We start from the raw sequence: 18,066 nt of genomic DNA, 5'->3' as shown, positions 1-18,066 counted from the left end.
CGCCGTGCTCTACCTGGCCTCGCAATCGCCGCGCCGTCGCGAACTCCTCGGTCAGCTCGGCGAGGCTCACCGTACCCTCGACGTGGATGTGGAAGAAATCCGCGCCGCCGGTGAATCGCCCGACGATTACGTCTCGCGCGTGGCGCGGGACAAGGCGCGCGCGGGGTTCGCGCTGGTGGCCGGCGAGCCCGCCGCGCGCGTGCTCGGCGCCGATACCGAAGTGGTGCAGGCCGACGCGGTGTTCGGCAAGCCGCGGGATGCCGTCGACGCCGCAGCCATGCTACGCCGTTTGTCCGGAAAGGAGCATCGCGTGGTCTCGGTCGTATGGCTCGTGGAGGCAGGCGCGCAGCGAAGGGTGGTGTCGGTATCGACCGTACGCTTCGCGTCGCTCTCCGACGACGACATCGCGTCCTACATCGATACCGGCGAGTGCTTCGGCAAGGCCGGTGCCTATGCGATCCAGGGACGCGCCGCGGCTTTCGTCGCGCATCTTTCCGGTAGTTACACCGGCGTGATGGGACTGCCCCTGTACGAAACCTCCCGGCTTCTTCGCGGTCCGTGACAGTCGCGGGACGCGCGGGCTATAAAGCGGGATGACTCATGGAAAAGGGCACGCAGTGAGCGAGGAAATCCTGATTAATGTCACGCCGCGTGAGACGCGCGTGGCCGTCGTCGAGAACGGCATGTTGCAGGAAGTCCACGTCGAGCGTGCCAGCCGGCGCGGTTACGTGGGCAACGTGTACAAGGGCCGCGTGCAACGCGTCATGCCGGGCATGCAGGCCGTCTTCGTCGAGATCGGCCTCGACCGTGCGGCATTCCTGCATGCGTCGGATATCGTGCGCCCGGCGCTTCCCCCCACCGATGCGCCCGACGGCAAATCCGGCGGCCACGGCCCCGTCCCGCCCATCAGCGAACTGGTCCACGAGGGCCAGGAAATCGTCGTGCAGGTGGTCAAGGACCCGATCGGCAGCAAGGGCGCGCGGCTGTCCACGCATCTTTCCATCCCCTCGCGCTACCTCGTGCTGCTGCCGCACTCGCGCACCCTGGGGGTGTCCGTGCGCATCGAGGAGGAAAGCGAGCGCCAGCGCCTGAAGGACATCATCCTGCCGCTGATCGGCGAGAACCATCTCGGCTACATCGTGCGCACCAACGCCGAGGGCCAGTCCGAGGAATCCCTGGCCTTCGACGTGACCTACCTGGGCAAGGTGTGGCGGGTGGTGCAGGAAAACATCCAGAAGGCCCGCGTGGGCGAGCGGGTCTACGAGGAACTGTCGCTGCCGTTGCGTTCGTTGCGCGATTCGCTCAACGACGGCATCGAGAAGGTGCGCGTCGATTCACGCGAGACCTACGAGAAAACGGTCAAATTCGTGGCCAAGTTCATGCCGGTGCTGTCCGACCGCATCGAGCACTACGCGGGCGAGCGGCCGATCTTCGATCTCTACGGCGTGGAGGACGAGATCCAGCGCGCCCTGCGCAAGGAGGTACCGCTGAAATCCGGCGGCTACCTGATCGTCGACCAGACCGAAGCCATGACCACGATCGATGTGAACACCGGCGGCTACCTCGGCAGTCGCAACCTCGAGGAAACCGTGTACCGCACCAACCTCGAGGCGGCGCAGGCGGCGTCGCGCCAGCTGCGGCTGCGCAACCTCGGCGGCATCATCATCATCGACTTCATCGACATGATCGACGACGAGCACAAGCGGCAGGTGCTGCGCATGCTCGAGAAGGGCCTGCTGAAGGACCACGCAAAGACCACGGTCTACCCGATGTCCGCGCTGGGCCTGGTGGAAATGACGCGCAAGCGCACCACCGAAAGCCTGGAGCGCCAACTGTGTGAGCCGTGCCCGTCGTGCAGCGGCCGCGGTACGCTGAAAACCGCCGAGACGGTGATCTACGAGATCTTCCGTGAAATCACCCGTGCCGTGCGCCAGTTCAACGCGCAGAAGCTGCTGGTGATGGCCAGTCCCAAGGTGGTTGGCCGCATCCTCGAGGAAGAATCCACGGCGGTGGCCGAGCTGGAAGAATTCATCGCCAAGAGCATCCGCTTCCAGGCGGAAGAACACTATTCGCAGGAACAGTTCGATGTCGTTCTCCTCTAAGCCCGGCGCGCGTCGCCGGCACGTCGGCCGGTGAGTTCCGGCTGGCGCCATCGCCTGAGACGCCTGCGGTTCTTCCTCATCGGTCTGGTCGCGAGCGTACTGATCGCGCTCGCGCTGCTCATGGCGCTCGGCCAACTGCTGTTGCCGCTGGCCGCCCGTTACCCCGATCGCGTGGCGTCGTTGCTCAGCGACGCCCTGCACCGGCCGGTCCGCTTTGCCTCGCTGGAGGGGTTCTGGCAGCCGTCGGGGCCGCTGTTCGTGATGCGCGATGTCACGGTGGTGCCCACCGAGGGCGGTCAGCCCCTGCACCTGCCGCAGGCGGCGGTGAAACTGGATTTCGGTGCGCTGGTACTGCCCTCGCGGCATTTGCTCAACCTGCGCCTTAGCGATCTTCGCCTGGGCCTGCGCCGTGCGCCGGACGGGCGCTGGAGCATCGACGGTCTTCCCAGTAACGGTGGCCAGCGCACGCTGTCGCTCGGCAACCTGGCGGCCGACCTGTGGGTGACCAACCTGCGCCTGGATATCGACGACGAGACCACCCAGCGGCATTACGGCCTGGTCGTGGATCGGTTGCGCGCCAGCCTGCAGGACGACGTGATACGCCTGGGTGGCAACCTCCATCGGGAAAACGTCCCCACGGTGCTTACCGCCGCGGGTCGCTTCGCGCTGGACGGCTCCAGCGGCCGTGTCTACGTGCACGGTACCGATGTCGATTTCGCCGCGCTCACCGGCGATTTCACGGCCGCCGGCTATGCGCTGGCCTCCGGCAAGGGCGCGTTCGAAACGTGGCTGGACTGGAGCGACGCCCGCGTGGTGCGGATGACCTCGCGGCTGGACCTCGACGGGCTGGGCGTGCGCGGCCCCGGACGCACCGTGAAAACGGCCGGCCTGCATGGTATCGCCCGCCTCCAGCGCACCGCCGACGGCCAGCGCATCGACTGGGCCGCGCGCGACGGTGGCGACATCGCCCTGGTGCTGCATGCGGAGGGCGATACCACCGACGGCACGCTGGTGGGGCGCCAGGTCGACCTGGCACCCTTGCTGCCCTGGGCCGGCTTGCTTCCGCGGATGTCGCCGGCCCTGTCGCGCTGGCTTGCCGAAGGACACCCGCGTGGCCGCTTCGACGACCTGCGCGCCGACTGGAACTCCGCCACCGGCGTGGCGTTCGTGCGCGCGGGCTTCTCCGGCCTGGGCATCGATGCCAGCGGCACGCTGCCGGGCCTGTCTTCCCTCAAGGGCCGGATACTGGGGGATGCGGAGGCGCTGTCGCTCAGCCTGCCCACGCAGGCGACGACGATCGATGCGACGGGAATGTTCCGAAAGCCGTTCGTGCTGTCGTCGCTGAGCGGCGACATCGTCGTCTACCCGCAGGACGACGACTGGCACATCGGCGTCGACCCGCTCGATGTGCGCGGCGAGGACTTCACCGGCCAGGTGCGTGGCGAGTACGTCCTGCCTGCGGCCGACACCGGCCCGTTCCTGGACATGTACGTGGCGATGGGCGAGGGCGACATTTCGGCGGCCAAGCTGTTCTGGCCGATCCACGGGATGTCCGAGGGCTCGCAGAACTGGCTGAACCGCGCGATCGTCTCGGGCCACATCGAGAGCGGCGCGGCGCTGGTACGCGGCAACCTGCGCGATTTCCCCTTCCGTAACCACGAAGGCCGCTTCGAAGGCCGCGCCGTCATCGACGACACGGTGCTCGATTACGGCACGGGCTGGCCGCGCGCCGAAGGTATCGCCGCCGTCGCCACCTTCGTCGACAACAGCATGTCGATCGAGGCCAGCGAGGGCCATTCGCTGGGCAACGCCGTCAGTTCCGCGTCCGCGACCATCGACGACTTCGCCGAGGGTGTGCTGAACCTCAAGGTGAGCGGTGCGGGCACCGGTGCCAGCTACCTGGACCTGGTCAAGAACAGCCCGGTCGGCACGAGCAGTCGCGACACGCTGGACAAGATCAAACTGGGCGGCACGGGCGAGTTCGGCTTCAGCCTGATGCTGCCGTTGAAGGACACGAAAAGCTTCACGCTGGACGGTACGGCCACGCTGAAGGACGCCGACCTGGTGGCCGACGACTGGAAGCTGCGCCTGGATGGCATCACCGGGCCGATGCGTTTCGATGGCAAGGGGTTTACCGCCAGGGGCCTGACCGCTCGGTTCCAGGGGCAACCGGCCAGCCTCGACCTGGCCATCGCCGGGGGCACGGGCGATCCGGCGAAGATCGTCACGGCATCGGTCACGGGTGCGTTCACGCTGGACGAGATGCTGCGACCGTACGACACCCTCAAGTGGCTGGCCGACATCGGCAAGGGGCGCGGCACGTTCCGCATCGGTTTCGACCTGAGCCGCACGGGGCAGGGTGACGCGACAGCACAGGCGCTCACCGTGGATTCGGACCTGCGCGGCGTCGAGCTGCTGCTGCCGACGCCGGTGAAGAAGCCGGCCGCCTTGGCGCAGCCGCTGTCTGTCCGTGTGGGCCTGCCGGTCGACGGCGCACGCCTGGACCTGGCGCTGGGTGACATCGTCCGCGGTCGCCTGCGTCTGCCGACGAACACGGTGCCCCTTGCGGCTGCCTTCAACCTGGGCAGCGTCGCGCCCGCTGCGCTGCCCGCGCAGGGTTACCTCATCGGCGGTCGTGCCGCCAGGCTGGATGTCTCGGGCTGGGTGCAATACGTGGTCGGCCTGTCCACCGGCGGTGGCAGTGGGCCCGGCCTGAGCGCGCTCGACCTCGTGGCGGACGATGCGGAAGTGTTCGGCCAGCATTTCGCCGGTCTGCACATCATGGCCAACCCCGGTCCGCAGGCGCTGTCGTTGAAGGTGGACGGCGAAGGCCTGGCGGGCGAACTCACCGTGCCCAACGACGAGATGCGCCGCCGCGGTATCACCGCGCGCATGGACCGGATCTGGTGGCCCTCGGCCGACGATGCCGCGGACGCAGCGAAGAAAGGCAAAACCGCGGCGGGCGCCGCGACGACGGTGGCCTCCACCGCCGCCAAGGCGCAGGACGCGAACGCTGCCGCTTCCAGCGGCAAGGTCGCCAACACGAACGAAGCGGGCGTGGCGCCGGCCAGCCTGCCGCCGATGCACCTGCAGGTCAGCGACATGCGGCTGGGCAAGGCGAAGCTGGGCGAGGCGCGGCTGGAAACCTGGCCGACCGACGACGGCATGCACATCGACCAGTTGCGCGCGCAGTCCAAGAACGTGCAGATCACCGCGTCGGGCGACTGGACCGGCGACGAGACGCGCAGCCGCACCCACCTTGCCATGGATTTCGCCTCGGAAGACGTGGCGCGCATGTTCGACGCCCTGGGCTTTGCCGGCATCCTGCAGGGTGGGCGCACGTCGGCCCGGCTCGATGCCACGTGGCCCGGCGGCCCGTCGGCCCTCGCGCTGGCGAACATGGACGGCACGCTCAAGGTGGACGTCGCCAAGGGCCGCATCCTCGAGGTGCAGCCCGGCGTCGGCCGCCTGTTCGGCCTGGTCTCGGTGACCGACCTGCCGCGACGCATGGCGCTGGACTTCGGCGACGTGCTCGGCAAGGGCTTTGCGTTCGACGCGATCACCGGCGACTTCCGCTTCGCGGATGGCAACGCCAGCACCAGCAACCTCGTCATCCGTGGTCCCGCCGCCGATATCACCATCACCGGCCGTGCCGGCCTCAAGGCCCGCGACTACGACCAGGAGGTGCTCGTGGTACCGCACCTCGGCAACAGCCTGCCGGTGGTTGGCGCCCTGGCCGGCGGCCCGGTAGGCGCTGCCGCGGGGCTGGCGGTGCAGGGCCTGCTCGGCCGCGGCCTCAACCAGGCCGCGCGCAAGCGTTACCACGTCACCGGCAGCTGGGACAAACCCGTATTCACCCCCATCGAAAAGGGCGACACCCCCTGACCCACGCGACCAGCCTCGGCAGGAGCGCACGATGTGCGCGATACAGAGTTGCGCGATACACGCAACCCCGTTTCTAAGGCTTCTGCCGCCGAAACGGAAACAGCTGCTGCCGCACGAAACCGTCGGGCATGTAGTCGCCCACCACGCCGTACTTTTCGGGAAACCGCTTCGTCGACTTCACCGCGGTGCCGAACAGGTAATCGATGAACGCATAGTGCGCCGCGTAGTTCCTGTCGATCGCCTCGTCGTCGGAAGCGTGGTGCCAGTGGTGGAAGTCGGGTGTCACGATCAGGTACTTCAACGGCCCCCACGGCAGGTGCACGTTGGCATGGTTGAACACGGCCTGGAAGCCGACGACGAGGATGTATGCATTCATCACCGCCTCGCTGAAGCCCAGCACGTAAAGCGGCGCCAGCACGCAGACGCGCGTGAACAACAGCTCCAGCATGTGCTGGCGCGAGCCGGCCAGCCAGTCCATCGTCTTCACGCTGTGGTGCACGGCGTGGAAGCGCCATAGGAACGGCACCTCGTGGTACGCGCGATGCGTGGCGTACTGGGCCAGGTCGGCCACCAGCACACACAGCAGCAGCTGCGGCACGAAGTGGATGCCGGCCACCATGCGCTGGAAGTCGCTTCCCGTCAGCCAGCCGAACCCGTGGTGGATCAGGAAGTTCACCACCAGCAGCGCCAGACCCACCAGGAAGTGGTTGACGGCGAAGTGCTTCATGTCGGTCTGCCACTCGAAGCGGAACACCGACTGTCCGCGATACAGCGGAAACAGCTTCTCGATCACCACGAACAGCAGCGTGGAGCCGAGCAGGTCGAGGATGAACCAGTCCAGGCCGATGTAAGGCGTGTGGTCGGGAAACGCACCGACCGGCACACGTGAGCCACCGAGCGCCACGGCGGCGATGACCAGCACGAAGGCGGCGATGTTGAGGTTGCGCCGGCGGCCAAGGATCACGTTGGCCAGCGACAGCCCGCCCGCGATCAGCAGGGCGCCCAGCAGCGCCTGGCGTAGCACGTCCACCGAATACCGGTGCCGCAGGTCCGGCGTGGTCAGGTACTGCGGGAAGTGGAAGGCGATGACCGCCAGCAGGCCAAGAAAACCGAGCGACAGCGCGATTGCGGTGCTGACCATGGCCTTGCGCGGGTCGAGGTGGCCGCTGCTGTGCAACAGATCGCGTGTTTCGTCGACCACGGCTTCCGCGCGACGGACAGGCTCCGCCGCGACACGACGGACGAAGGCCCGTTTCTTTCCCCTGCTCATGGAGGCTCCGTTCCGGTGAGTTCGGGGGCATCCTAGCATTGCGCCTTTGGGCTCATGCGGCTCCCACTTCGAGACCGTGCGATCCCGACGTGACTTCGTGGGCGCCGCCTGCCTATCGATCTGAATATTGCCAATAGTATCGCGTCTCGATAATATCGATAAGCGATACTAGTCATGATCAGGTCGTACGGAGATGACGATGTCAAAGCCTTTTGTTCGGGCGTCCGCATCCGGCGCTGGATTCAGATCGAGCGAATACTCGTTCGAAAGCTTGCAGCGCTTGACGATGCGCGCTCATTGGACGATCTGAGAAACCCCCGGCGAATCGACTCAAGCCGCTGCGAGGCGACCGAACCGGTCAATTCAGCATTCGCGTCAACGATCAATATCGAGTGTGCTTCGTCTGGCGGCACGGCCATGCGTACGAAGTCACCGTTGTCGACTATCACTAAGGACTCATCATGCGTGAAGTTCCGTGGCCCCACCCCGGCGAAATGCTTCTGGAAGAGTTCCTGAAGCCACTTGGCCTGAGTCAGTACCGCCTGGCGAAGGCCATAGGCGTACCCGCCGCCCGCATCGGCGAGATCATTGCGGAAAAGCGCTCCATTACGGCGGACACCGGGCTGCGCCTGTCGCGCTTCTTCGGTATGTCCGATGAGTTCTGGACAGGACTGCAGGCCACCTACGATCGGGAAATGACCCGCAATCTCATGGCCGACACCCTCGACGCGATCGTCCCCTGGTCCGAGTTGTCCAAGACGGTCCCTGGCAAGCGGCCGGCGGCGCGGAAGACGCCCACCCCTGCCAAAGGTGGCTCCAGGGTTTAAGCTGACCCCATCCGGCCCCACCTGTGGGGTCTCCCCCATCGCTAACGGCGCCCCTTGATGGATTCCCTGATTTCCCTTGCCGAACGTCGCTTGCTGACTCCCGGCGGCCTCGCTTCCACCGACCTGGATCGCGTGTTTTCCCAGCTGATGGGGCCGTCGATCGACGCGGCGGACCTGTATTTCCAGCACTCGCGCAGCGAGTCGTGGGTGCTGGAGGAAGGCATCGTCAAGGACGGCAGCCATTCGATCGAACAGGGTGTCGGTGTGCGCGCCATCTCGGGCGAAAAGACCGGCTTCTCCTATTCGGACGAGATCGTCCTGCCCCAGTTGCTCGAGGCCTCGCGCGCGGCGCGTGCCATCGCCCAGGGCGGCGCGGGTGCGGGCCGGCCGCTGGCGATCGCCACGGGCCGCGGCCTGTACCCGGCCATCGACCCGGTGGAAAGCCTGCCCAACGAAGAAAAGATCGCGCTGCTGCGCGAGGTCGACGCCTATGCACGCTCGCGCGATCCGCGGGTGAAGCAGGTGGTCGTCAGCCTGGCCGCCACGCTGGACACCGTATTGATCGCCGCTTCCGACGGCACGCTTGCGGCCGACGTGCGCCCGCTGGTGCGCCTCAACGTGCAGGTCATCGCGGAGCAGGGCGGTCGTCGCGAGCAGGGTCATTCGGGCGGCGGCGGGCGCTATGGCTACCGTGAGTTGATCGAGAACGGTCGGGCGCATGCGTTCGCCGACGAAGCGGTGCGCCAGGCGCTGGTCAACCTCGAGGCAGTCGATGCGCCCGCAGGCAGCATGACCGTGGTGCTCGGGCCGGGCTGGCCGGGCGTGCTGTTGCACGAAGCCATCGGCCACGGTCTGGAAGGCGACTTCAACCGCAAGGGCAGTTCCGCGTTCACGGGCCGCATCGGCCAGCGTGTGGCGGCCGAGGGCGTCACCATCGTGGACGACGGCACGCTGCCGGGTCGCCGCGGGTCGCTCAGCATCGACGACGAAGGCACGCCCACCGAATGCACCACGCTGATCGAGAACGGCATCCTCAAGGGCTACATGCAGGACAAGCTCAACGCCCGCCTGATGGGCGTGAAGTCCACGGGCAACGGCCGCCGCGAATCGTTCGCGCAGCTCCCCATGCCGCGCATGACCAACACCTACATGCTCGCCGGCAACCGTGAGCCGGAAGAAATCATCCGCTCGGTGAAGCGCGGTCTGTACGCGGTGAACTTCGGCGGCGGTCAGGTCGACATCACCAACGGCAAGTTCGTGTTTTCCGCCAGTGAGGCGTATCTCATCGAGGACGGCAAGGTCACGCGCCCGGTGAAGGGTGCGACGCTGGTGGGTTCGGGGCCGGAGGTGCTCACGCGTGTCTCCATGATCGGCAACGATCTGGCACTGGACGAAGGCGTGGGCGTGTGCGGCAAGGATGGCCAGAGCGTGCCGGTCGGCGTGGGCCAGCCGACACTCCGCGTGGATGGCATGACGGTAGGCGGTACGGCGGCCTGACACAAGGCCGCCGACCGACCCTGCATGGCGCGGCCGGTACACGGCGCGCCACGCAAAACACCGCATTACTCGGCAGCGTCGTCCTCGGACGAGGCTTCCAGTTCCTTCAGCAGGCGGTAGATCTCGCGGAACGCATGCAGCGGCTTGTTCGCATCGCGTTCGCTGCGCGCCTGCCGGACGATGGAGCGCACGTGCTGGCGATCTAGGTGCGGATGCGTGTCGAACAGCTCGCCCAGGGCCTCGTCGCCCCCGGTAAGCAGTTTTTCGCGGGCGGCTTCCAGCCGATGCATGTGTGCCGCTTCCTGGCGCTGCCGGTCGCGGTCCTCGCCCAGGGCGGCGCGTGCGTCGACGAACGCCTCGTCGCCGTGGCGGCGCATCTGCTTCGCCAGGTAGGCCAGCTGGCGCTTGCGCGCGATGTGCGCCGTGATCTTCCGCGTGCGGCCGATCTCGTCGACGATGTCTTCGGGCAGCTTCAGCTTGGGAATGCGGCTGGGCGGCAGATCCATCAGCTGGCCGGCCAGCTTCAGCATGTCGAGCGCGTTGCGGCGGCGCTCGCTGCGGCTGGGGCCGAAATCTTCCTCGTCTTCCGCGTCCGGCTTCGGACGATCGTCATGGGGCCTCATGCCGGTGTCTCCTGGCTGGCGAGCGGGTCGGTGGCGTCGCGCTCGAAGGCGAAGCGGGGTTGGTCGCGGCCTTCATGCTGCACCGTTTCGGCGAACATGGCGGCCGGGCGCACCCACAGGCCGTGCTCGCCATAGAGGGCCTGATAGACGACGAGTTCTTCCATCGTCTCGCTGTGCCGGGCGGTGCCCAGTACGCGGTAGGGCATGCCCTTGAAGTGGCGGTAATAGCCGACACGGATGCTCATAACGGTTCCATGGCACCATGCACGGTGCGCTGCGTTGCTTTTGATCGGGTGACGCGACCCCCATTAACGATGGGTTGGCCGCGCGCGGCCCGTCATTCTAACCCAGCCCTTCGGGAAGCCCCACGTGAGCCTCGTTTCGACACGCGACAGCAGCCAGCAGGACCTCGACCGCCTCGCCACCCTGGCCGAGGACACCATCCGACGCGCCCGCGCCGCCGGTGCCAGCCAGGCGGAGGTGTCCGCCAGCATCGACGTGGGCCTCAACGTCAACGTTCGCCTGGGCGAGGTGGAGACCGTCGAGCACACGCGTGACCGCGGTTTTTCGCTCACCGTCTACTTCGGGCAGCGCAAGGGCTCGGCCAGCACGGCCGACCTCCAGCCCGAGTCGATCCAGGCGACGATCGACCAGGCGTGCGCCATCGCACGGTTTACCGAGGAAGACCCGGCCGCCGGCCTGGCCGAGGCGGGACGCATGGCCACGGTGTTTCCGGATCTCGATCTGTGGCACCCCTGGGACCTGGACGTCGATGCCGCCATTGCCCTGGGCCAGGCCGTCGAGGATGGCGGGCGCAGCGTGCCCGGCATCACCAATTCCGACGGGTCCAGCGTCAATACCGGGCAGAGCCTGTCCGTCTACGCCAACTCGCATGGCTTCGTCGGGCGCGAACGCGGTACCCGCCATTCGTTGTCGGTCGCGTTGATCGCGGGCGAGGACGATGGCATGCAGCGCGACTACTGGTACGACAGTGCCCGGCGCGCGCAGGACTTCACCGATCCGGCGGAGATCGGTCGCAAGGCGGCGGAGCGCACGCTCTCCCGGTTGAACGCGCGGCGTCTGGGCACCCGGCAGGCGCCGGTACTGTTCGCCCCGGAAGTGGCGCGCGGCCTGCTGGGCCATCTGTTGGGCGCCATCAGCGGCGGCTCGCTGTATCGCCGGTCCAGCTTTCTGCTCGACCATGCGGGCAAGCAGATCCTGCCGTCCTGGTTCCGCATCGATGAGAAACCGCTCATTCCCCGCGGGCTGGCGTCGTCGGTATTCGATGCCGAGGGCGTGGCCACCGTCGACTCGTCGCTGGTCGTGGACGGTGTGCTCCAGCGTTACATCCTGGGTAGTTACTCGGCGCGCAAGCTCGGCCTGCAATCCACCGGCAATGCCGGCGGTGTGCACAACCTCGTGGTCGCCACCGGTGGCGACGACTTCGCCGGCATGCTGCGCAAGCTCGGCACCGGGCTGCTGGTCACCGAGGTGATGGGGCAGGGCGTGTCGATCGTCACGGGCGATTACTCGCGCGGAGCCTCCGGCTTCTGGGTCGAGAACGGCGAGATCGCCTATCCCGTCGAGGAGATCACCATCGCCGCCAACCTGCGCGACATGTATGCCAACCTGGTGGCCGTGGGCGCGGACATCGATCGCCGCTCCCACGTGCTGACCGGCTCGTGGCTGGTCGAAACCATGACCATCGCGGGCGAATAAGTTCGCCCCGCCGGCAGGGTCGTTCGCGCGACCCTGCCGTAAGTCTGCTTGACAGGGTCCCGGCGCTCTCCGACAGTGCAGGCGACACCTCACGGAGCAGTGCCATGAGTACGCCTTCCGATCAGATCCCGCCTTCAACCCCGCCGCCGCCATCCCCGCCTCCCTACGAGCCGCCGCCGTACGACCGGGAACCGGCCGCGACGTCGAGCAGCAACGACGACAAGAACCTGGCGATGCTCACGCATCTGTCGGGCCTCCTCCTCAGCATCATCGTCCCGCTGGTGGTGTGGCTCCTCAACAAGGATCGTGCAGACAAGGCCTACCTCGTGGCCGAGTCGAAGGAAGCCCTGAACTTCCAGATCACCGTGCTTATCGGCTACGTGATCTGCTGGATACTGACGATCATCCTCATCGGTGCGTTCCTGCACGTGGTGCTTTGGATTCTCAACATCGTCTTCTGCATCGTGGCCGCGGTGAAGGTCAGCCAGACCGGTACCTACCGCTATCCCTTCGCACTGCGCCTGGTCAGCTGACCGCTGGCCCTCCGTGCGCTCCTACCCCTTGGGGGGGGGTAGGAGCGCACGCACGTGCGCGAACCCTCACCGTCGCTACGGCGAAAGAGGCCATACATCACGTACGTGTTGGCGGTCCCGACCGTCAGACGAAGGCATCGCTTTTGCTGGTATTCGGCTTCATTCGACTTAGCAAACGATAAGAGCTCGCCCACATCGTGGGCTCCTACCCTTCGCCATAGGAAACGACGAGGGTTAGCCCACATCGTGGGCTCCTGCACGTTGGTTCGGAGGTGTTCGCGCTTCAGGGGCGCCGATCGGCCCGATCAATGCCCGCGGTATGCGGAATAGCGGGCCAGTTCGGCCAGCCACTCGCTGCCGGGCCCGAGGGGCGCGATGGCCTCGAGGGCATCGTCCACCAGTGCGAACAGCCGGGTGCGCGAGGCATCCAGGCCGATGATCGACGGGAAGGTGGGTTTGTCCGCGGCGGCATCCTTGCCGGCGGTCTTGCCGATGATCGCCGACTCGCCTTCGATATCCAGGATGTCGTCGCGTACCTGGAAGGCGAGGCCCACGGCGTGGCCGTAACGGTCCAGCCGGTCCAGCACGGTGTCGTCCCGGCAGCCGGCGGCCAACGCGCCCAGGCGCACGGACGCGCGGATCAGTGCGCCGGTCTTGTAGGCGTGCATGCGCTCCAGTTCCTCGAGCGACAGCGTCGTGCCAACGGCCGAGAGATCGAAGGCCTGGCCGCCCGCCATGCCCTCGGCGCCACAGGCGGCGCCCAGGGTGCGGAGCATGGCGATGCGTGCGGATGCATCGTCGTCGGCTGTATAGGGCGTGGACAGGATCTCGAAGGCCAGTGCCTGCAGGGCGTCGCCCGCCAGGATCGCCATGGCCTCGCCAAACGCGATATGGCACGTGGGTCGGCCGCGGCGCAGGTCGTCGTCATCCATCGCAGGCAGGTCGTCGTGCACCAGCGAATACGCGTGGATGATTTCCACCGCGCACGCGGGCGCGTCGAGAATGCCATCGTCACAGCCCAGTGCATGGCCGGCGGCGTAGACCAGCAGCGGACGCAGGCGTTTACCGCCGCCGAGCACGGCATAGCGCATGGCGCGATGCAGCTCGACGGGAGCGAGGTCGGCGGCCGGCAACGCACGCGCGAGCGCGTCGTCGGCACGGCCGGCCAGCACCTTCAGCGGCGCGGGCAGGTCAGTCGATGCGGGAATCAAAGGGTTCGGACGTTTCGGGAGTGGCGGGGTCGAGCAGCAGGCGCACGCGCAGTTCGGCCTGTTCCAGCGCCGTCTGGCAATGCCGGTAGAGGCCGATGCCGCGTTCGAAGGACTTCAGCGACTCGTCCAGGCTGAGCTCGCCACCTTCCATCCGGGTGACCAGTTGCTCGAGCTCGTCCAGGGAATGCTCGAACTCGGCGATCGAGGAGGTGGTAACGGCGGGGGCGGACGACTTCGGCATGGCCGCAAAACTAGCTCACATGGCCTTCTGGATCAATCTCGGCCGATGTCGCCCACGGCATAAAGTAGGGCAATGACGCGACTTGGCGTCAGTGTTCCAAGCGTAACCGCCGGTAGGGGCTGGCAGCCCTCGGGGGGCGTGGTTGAATGCCTGTGCGGGGGCACCCGCACCATCCCTCCTCCCACCGATGAAAGGATTCATCATGAAGTCACTGCTGTCTTTCCCCCGCCTGGCTGTCGCCGGCCTGCTCCTGGTCGGTGCCGGCGCGGCATCCGCGGCCGACTGGGGCGATACGTCCGGCCTTCCCGCCTGCCCGGAAACCTTCACGCAGACGGCGACGCCGCAGGCCTGCCTGTTGCCCGTGCGCAACGCGGATTTCGAGCTGGGCGTGATGGGCGACTGGCTTGGCTCCGACTGGGCCAGCTCGACCCACGGGCTCAACCTCGTGGGCCCGGACCGCGACGGTGAGGGCTATGCGGCGCTACTACGCCAGGCCGAGACCGGCATCAGCCAGGTCGTGGCGCTCCCCCGCAATCCCGGTGGTGCCGGTGGCCGCGAAGCCACGTACATCACCCGTTTCCGTGTGACCTCCGACGGCAATGCGCCGGTCACGCTGCTTTACCGCGCTCGTTTCATCGACGCCGACGGCCAGACGATCGGTAACGTGACGCACGGCGAAGTGACAACCGACGGTAGCGATTACGTACACGTCATGCGGCATCCGGCACGCGACCTTCCCGAGCATGCTCGCCTGGCGATCGAGGTGATCCGCGGTGACGATGCGTCGCAGGGGCTGGCCGCCTACGTGGACGATGTGTCGGTTAGCGTGCGCGACCGCAAGTAACCACGCGTAGGCTCAGGCGCCGGTGTCCTCGTCCCACACCGGGGTAGCGCCTGCGTCGTCGAAAAGCCGTCGGCCCCGCTCGCTGATCCAGCGGGTGCCGACGGCCACCAGCTCGCGGTCGGCCCATAGCAACGGCACGCGTGGCCGCCGCCAGGGTGGTACGGCTCCCTGCTGGAACAGGTCCCGAAGCTCGCGGGTGTGTCGATCGCCCTGTGGCCGCAGGGTTTCGCCGCCAGCGCGATAGCGCACCTGCAGCGGCTGGGCCAGTCGTGTCCCGTCCAGCGTGAGGCGGCCACCCCCGGGAAGGTTGAGCGGCTCGCCCTGCCAGGCGGCCGACCACTCCGGGTCGAACGCCGGCAACCGGCGCATGGCCCACAAGCGGCCTCGCCAGACCCGCACCTCGGTATGGCGCCAGCCCACCAGGGGCAGTCGTTCGGCGCCCCCTTCGCGGATCTGTCGTTCCAGTTGCTCGCGTTGCGCCGTGGTCGGCGCGGAAAGTCCGCGGGCGTGCAGCCAGTGCTCGAGCGACGGCGCCCGCCACGCGAGGGGAAGCGCGAGCCAACCGCGGGCGTCCAGCGTGCCCTCGCCCCGATGCAGGCCGGCCAGGGCGTCCATCCACGCATCGCGCAGGGTGTCGGCGGCGGCCAGGCAAAGCCGCGCGCTGTGGGCGATGCTGGTGGCGGCCTGCGGCCAGCGCGCGAGCAGCGCCGGCACCACCGTGGCGCGGAGATAACCGCGGGCAATCAGCGGGTCGTCGTTGGAAGGGTCGTGCAGCGTGGCCAGCGCATGCGCGGACACGTGCTCGAGCAGGATCGCCCGGGGCAGGTCGAGCAGGGGCCGCCAGAGCATGCCAGCGCCCAGCGGACGCAGGCTGCGCATGCCCGCCAGGCCTTCGGGCCCCGCGCCGCGCAGCAGTTTCAGCAGTACGGTCTCGACCTGGTCGTCCCGATGGTGGGCAAGCACGATGCGCTCGCCGGGACGCAGCGCCGCAGCGAACGCCGTGTGGCGTGCCCGCCGCGCGGCGGCTTCGATGCCCTCGCCCTGGCTGAGGTCCACCGTGACGCGGGCCACCTCGACGGGCACACCGAGCGCGTCACCGGTGCGTCGGCAATGCGACGCCCAGGCACCGCTGTCGGCGTGCAAGCCATGGTCGACGTGGAGTGCGCGCAGCGCCGGGCGTGGCATGTGGCTGGCCAGGGCGTGCAACAGGGCGGTGGAGTCGGGGCCGCCACTGTAGGCGACCACCAGCGATACGCCGGGCGCGGTGTCGAGGGCCTGGGCCAGGTGGTCGGTCAGGGAGTGGCTCATGGCGCACCCCCCGGCCGCACCGCATGGCGATCACCCTTCGGTGAAGGCACCATAACCGCGCAGGCGCTTGTAACGGTTCTCGAGCAGGGTGTCGATCGGCAGGCTTTGCAGCGCGTCGAGCTCGTTGAGCAGCACGGCCTTCAGGCGCACCGCCATGGCCTGCGGGTTGCGGTGGGCACCGCCGAGCGGCTCGCGCACCACCTTGTCGATCAGCCCGTTCTCGAGCAGGCGCGGTGCGGTCAGGCCCATGACCTCGGCGGCATCCTTGGCCTTGTCGGCGCTTTTCCACAGGATGGAGGCGCAGCCTTCGGGCGTGATCACCGAGTAGGTGGAGTACTGCAGCATGAGCGTGCGGTCGCCGACGCCGATGGCCAGCGCGCCACCGGAACCGCCTTCGCCGGTGACGGTGCAGACGATCGGCACACGCAACTCGGCCATCTCGAGCAGGTTGCGGGCGATGGCTTCCGACTGGCCGCGCTCTTCCGCGTTGATGCCCGGCCAGGCGCCGGCCGTGTCGATGAAGGTGAGCACGGGGATATCGAATCGCTCGGCCATCTTGAACAGGCGCAACGCCTTGCGGTAACCCTCGGGGCGCGGCATGCCGAAGTTGCGCTTGACCTTGGACTTGGTATCGCGACCCTTCTGGTGGCCGACGATCATGACCGAGCGGCCGTTGATGCGGGCGAGGCCACCCACGATGGCCTGGTCGTCCGCGAACATGCGGTCGCCCTTGAGCTCGTGGAACTCCTCGCACATGGCCTGGATGTAATCGAGGGTGTACGGGCGCGCCGGGTGGCGCGACACCTGGCTGACCTGCCATGGCGTGAGGTTGCGGAAGATCTCGGCGGTCTTGATCTTCAGCTTCTCGCGCAGGCGGCCCACTTCCTCGTCGATGTTGAACGCCTGGCCGCTGCTGGCGTGCCGAAGTTCTTCGATCTTCGCTTCCAGCTCGGCAATGGGTTGTTCGAAATCAAGGAAGTTGGGATTCATGAATACGGAGCATCCGGACAGGACCGCTGATTATACCCAGTGCCGGGCCGGGGCGTGTGCGCACGGGTATGGATGGGCTGGCGCTTCGGATCTGGCCTAAATGTCTGTAGGCGCAAGGGGCTACTCGCCCAGCCCTGGCCTTTCTCCCTGTCGGCTCTGCTTCAATCGCCCTGTGGACGGCGTAGTCCGCGGCATGCCTGTCGTTTCGGTATTCGTCGAAGACGTGGAGGCAGTCCCTTACTTGGAAAGGATTCTCCCATGCATACATGCTTCCCCCTGCGTCGGCTAGCCGTGGTCGCCGCTTTCCTCCCCCTGGCCGCGGCCGGACACGACGCGTTCGACGTACCGGCGTGCGACGCACCGCTGCCCCCCAACGCCTACGTGCCCGCCTGCCTGGTACCGGTACCCAACGGTGAATTCCGGGGCATCGATGCGCCGCGGGGGGCCGAGACGGGCAAGCACTGGCACCCGTGGGAACCCACCTTCACGTGGGTGGGCCTGCCGCGCGAGCTGCACGACGCGGTCGAGCATCTCAAGCCCTGGCATTTCGTCGGTGACGGCCGTCCCGCTTATCGCGACGAGATCCACGGCAAGCCTGGCATGGTGCTGACGCCGAAGCAGGGCGCGATCTACCAGTGGCTTCCGGTCAAGGCATTCGACGGCACTCAGGGGCATGAGGTGGCCTATTCGGTGCGAGTGACGTATGCGCCCCATGCCACCCGATCTGGTGGGCGGATCGTCGGCCCGATCGAGGGGCCGGTGGCCATGGCGTTGACCCTGGTCGCTGCCGATACCGCCGCGGAACGCGTGCCGCAGGTTTTCCATGACCGGCAGGTGGCCTCGGAATACCAGCCGGCTACCTACACCGCCACGCTGACCGTGCCGGCGAACACGTCGTTCGACCAGTTGGGTGTATCGATCGAGGCGGAAGGCGACGTGCCGCTGGTGGTGGAGAAGGTGGAGCTACTCGAGAAGACGAGCTTCATGTTCGACGACTGAGCGGGCACGGCGAGGTC

The 18,066-nt window shown here is 67.4% G+C and carries 17 protein-coding genes; 10 read left to right on the top strand and 7 right to left on the bottom strand.

Annotation, left to right across the window (positions count from 1 at the left end; all coding sequences use genetic code 11):
* The first annotated feature begins 4 nt into the window (after positions 1 to 4).
* Genes ACVKN3_RS10770 through ACVKN3_RS10760 form a run of 3 tightly spaced genes read left to right on the top strand, consistent with a single transcriptional unit; the run spans position 5 to position 5,987 of the window.
* A complete protein-coding gene (locus ACVKN3_RS10770) occupies positions 5 to 562 on the top strand; it encodes a Maf family protein (RefSeq protein WP_354517351.1) in 558 nt (185 codons plus the stop codon).
* Between the two features lie 55 nt (positions 563 to 617).
* Positions 618 to 2,102: a ribonuclease G gene (gene rng, locus ACVKN3_RS10765; protein ID WP_285404370.1), complete on the top strand. Its 1,485-nt coding sequence runs from the start codon at positions 618 to 620 to the stop codon at positions 2,100 to 2,102.
* Positions 2,103 to 2,132: 30 nt separating this feature from the next.
* The gene (locus ACVKN3_RS10760) at positions 2,133 to 5,987 is read left to right on the top strand and encodes a YhdP family protein (protein ID WP_354517349.1); all 3,855 of its coding nucleotides are present in this window, start codon (positions 2,133 to 2,135) and stop codon (positions 5,985 to 5,987) included.
* 73 nt (positions 5,988 to 6,060) lie between these two features.
* On the opposite strand, the gene ACVKN3_RS10755 is transcribed toward ACVKN3_RS10760, so the two are convergent.
* Positions 6,061 to 7,257: a sterol desaturase family protein gene (locus tag ACVKN3_RS10755; protein ID WP_354517347.1), complete on the bottom strand. Its 1,197-nt coding sequence runs from the start codon at positions 7,255 to 7,257 to the stop codon at positions 6,061 to 6,063.
* 296 nt (positions 7,258 to 7,553) lie between these two features.
* Here ACVKN3_RS10755 and ACVKN3_RS10750 point away from each other — a divergent pair, with 296 nt between their 5' ends.
* From ACVKN3_RS10750 to tldD, 3 genes are read left to right on the top strand one after another with little or no spacing between them, the layout of a single operon-like run.
* On the top strand, positions 7,554 to 7,709 hold the full coding sequence (locus ACVKN3_RS10750; RefSeq protein ID WP_354517360.1) for a type II toxin-antitoxin system RelE/ParE family toxin: 156 nt from the start codon (positions 7,554 to 7,556) through the stop codon (positions 7,707 to 7,709).
* 9 nt (positions 7,710 to 7,718) lie between these two features.
* Complete coding sequence (locus ACVKN3_RS10745; protein WP_285404378.1) at positions 7,719 to 8,084, top strand: HigA family addiction module antitoxin; 366 nt, start codon at positions 7,719 to 7,721, stop codon at positions 8,082 to 8,084.
* Positions 8,085 to 8,141: 57 nt separating this feature from the next.
* The gene (gene tldD, locus ACVKN3_RS10740; RefSeq protein ID WP_456991728.1) at positions 8,142 to 9,581 is read left to right on the top strand and encodes a metalloprotease TldD; all 1,440 of its coding nucleotides are present in this window, start codon (positions 8,142 to 8,144) and stop codon (positions 9,579 to 9,581) included.
* Positions 9,582 to 9,646: 65 nt separating this feature from the next.
* On the opposite strand, the gene yjgA is transcribed toward tldD, so the two are convergent.
* Complete coding sequence (gene yjgA, locus ACVKN3_RS10735; protein ID WP_285404382.1) at positions 9,647 to 10,204, bottom strand: ribosome biogenesis factor YjgA; 558 nt, start codon at positions 10,202 to 10,204, stop codon at positions 9,647 to 9,649.
* Positions 10,201 to 10,449 carry a DUF1653 domain-containing protein gene (locus tag ACVKN3_RS10730; RefSeq protein ID WP_285404384.1) on the bottom strand — a complete coding sequence of 83 codons (249 nt, stop codon included), beginning with the start codon at positions 10,447 to 10,449 and terminating at the stop codon, positions 10,201 to 10,203. The genes yjgA and ACVKN3_RS10730 overlap by 4 nt, the downstream gene beginning before the upstream one ends.
* A gap of 124 nt (positions 10,450 to 10,573) precedes the next feature.
* Between ACVKN3_RS10730 and pmbA the strand changes: the two genes are divergently transcribed.
* A complete protein-coding gene (pmbA, locus tag ACVKN3_RS10725) occupies positions 10,574 to 11,923 on the top strand; it encodes a metalloprotease PmbA (protein WP_354517344.1) in 1,350 nt (449 codons plus the stop codon).
* Between the two features lie 104 nt (positions 11,924 to 12,027).
* Complete coding sequence (locus tag ACVKN3_RS10720; protein ID WP_285404388.1) at positions 12,028 to 12,456, top strand: DUF4870 domain-containing protein; 429 nt, start codon at positions 12,028 to 12,030, stop codon at positions 12,454 to 12,456.
* Positions 12,457 to 12,761: 305 nt separating this feature from the next.
* Here the strand turns inward: ACVKN3_RS10720 and ispA are convergent, their stop codons facing one another.
* Together ispA and ACVKN3_RS10710 are read right to left on the bottom strand one after the other, a co-directional pair.
* Complete coding sequence (ispA, locus tag ACVKN3_RS10715; RefSeq protein ID WP_456991764.1) at positions 12,762 to 13,664, bottom strand: (2E,6E)-farnesyl diphosphate synthase; 903 nt, start codon at positions 13,662 to 13,664, stop codon at positions 12,762 to 12,764.
* Positions 13,648 to 13,908 (bottom strand): exodeoxyribonuclease VII small subunit, encoded by a 261-nt coding sequence (locus tag ACVKN3_RS10710; protein ID WP_285404390.1) that lies wholly within the window; start codon positions 13,906 to 13,908, stop codon positions 13,648 to 13,650. Before ACVKN3_RS10710 ends, ispA begins: the two co-directional genes overlap by 17 nt.
* Positions 13,909 to 14,110: 202 nt before the next feature.
* On the opposite strand from ACVKN3_RS10710, the gene ACVKN3_RS10705 reads away from it, so the two are divergent.
* Positions 14,111 to 14,752 (top strand): hypothetical protein, encoded by a 642-nt coding sequence (locus ACVKN3_RS10705; RefSeq protein ID WP_354517341.1) that lies wholly within the window; start codon positions 14,111 to 14,113, stop codon positions 14,750 to 14,752.
* A 12-nt stretch (positions 14,753 to 14,764) separates the two neighbouring features.
* On the opposite strand, the gene tilS is transcribed toward ACVKN3_RS10705, so the two are convergent.
* Together tilS and ACVKN3_RS10695 are read right to left on the bottom strand one after the other, a co-directional pair.
* The gene (gene tilS / locus ACVKN3_RS10700; RefSeq protein WP_354517339.1) at positions 14,765 to 16,060 is read right to left on the bottom strand and encodes a tRNA lysidine(34) synthetase TilS; all 1,296 of its coding nucleotides are present in this window, start codon (positions 16,058 to 16,060) and stop codon (positions 14,765 to 14,767) included.
* A gap of 30 nt (positions 16,061 to 16,090) precedes the next feature.
* Complete coding sequence (locus ACVKN3_RS10695; protein WP_285404394.1) at positions 16,091 to 17,050, bottom strand: acetyl-CoA carboxylase carboxyltransferase subunit alpha; 960 nt, start codon at positions 17,048 to 17,050, stop codon at positions 16,091 to 16,093.
* Positions 17,051 to 17,308: 258 nt separating this feature from the next.
* On the opposite strand from ACVKN3_RS10695, the gene ACVKN3_RS10690 reads away from it, so the two are divergent.
* Entirely contained in the window at positions 17,309 to 18,049 is a 741-nt protein-coding gene (locus ACVKN3_RS10690) for a hypothetical protein (protein ID WP_354517337.1), read from the top strand.
* Positions 18,050 to 18,066 lie beyond the last annotated feature (17 nt).

It is taken from the genome of Luteibacter sp. PvP120, from assembly GCF_054055715.1.
Note: the sequence above shows the minus strand (reverse complement) of the source record. Positions and strands in the feature narration are given on the sequence as shown.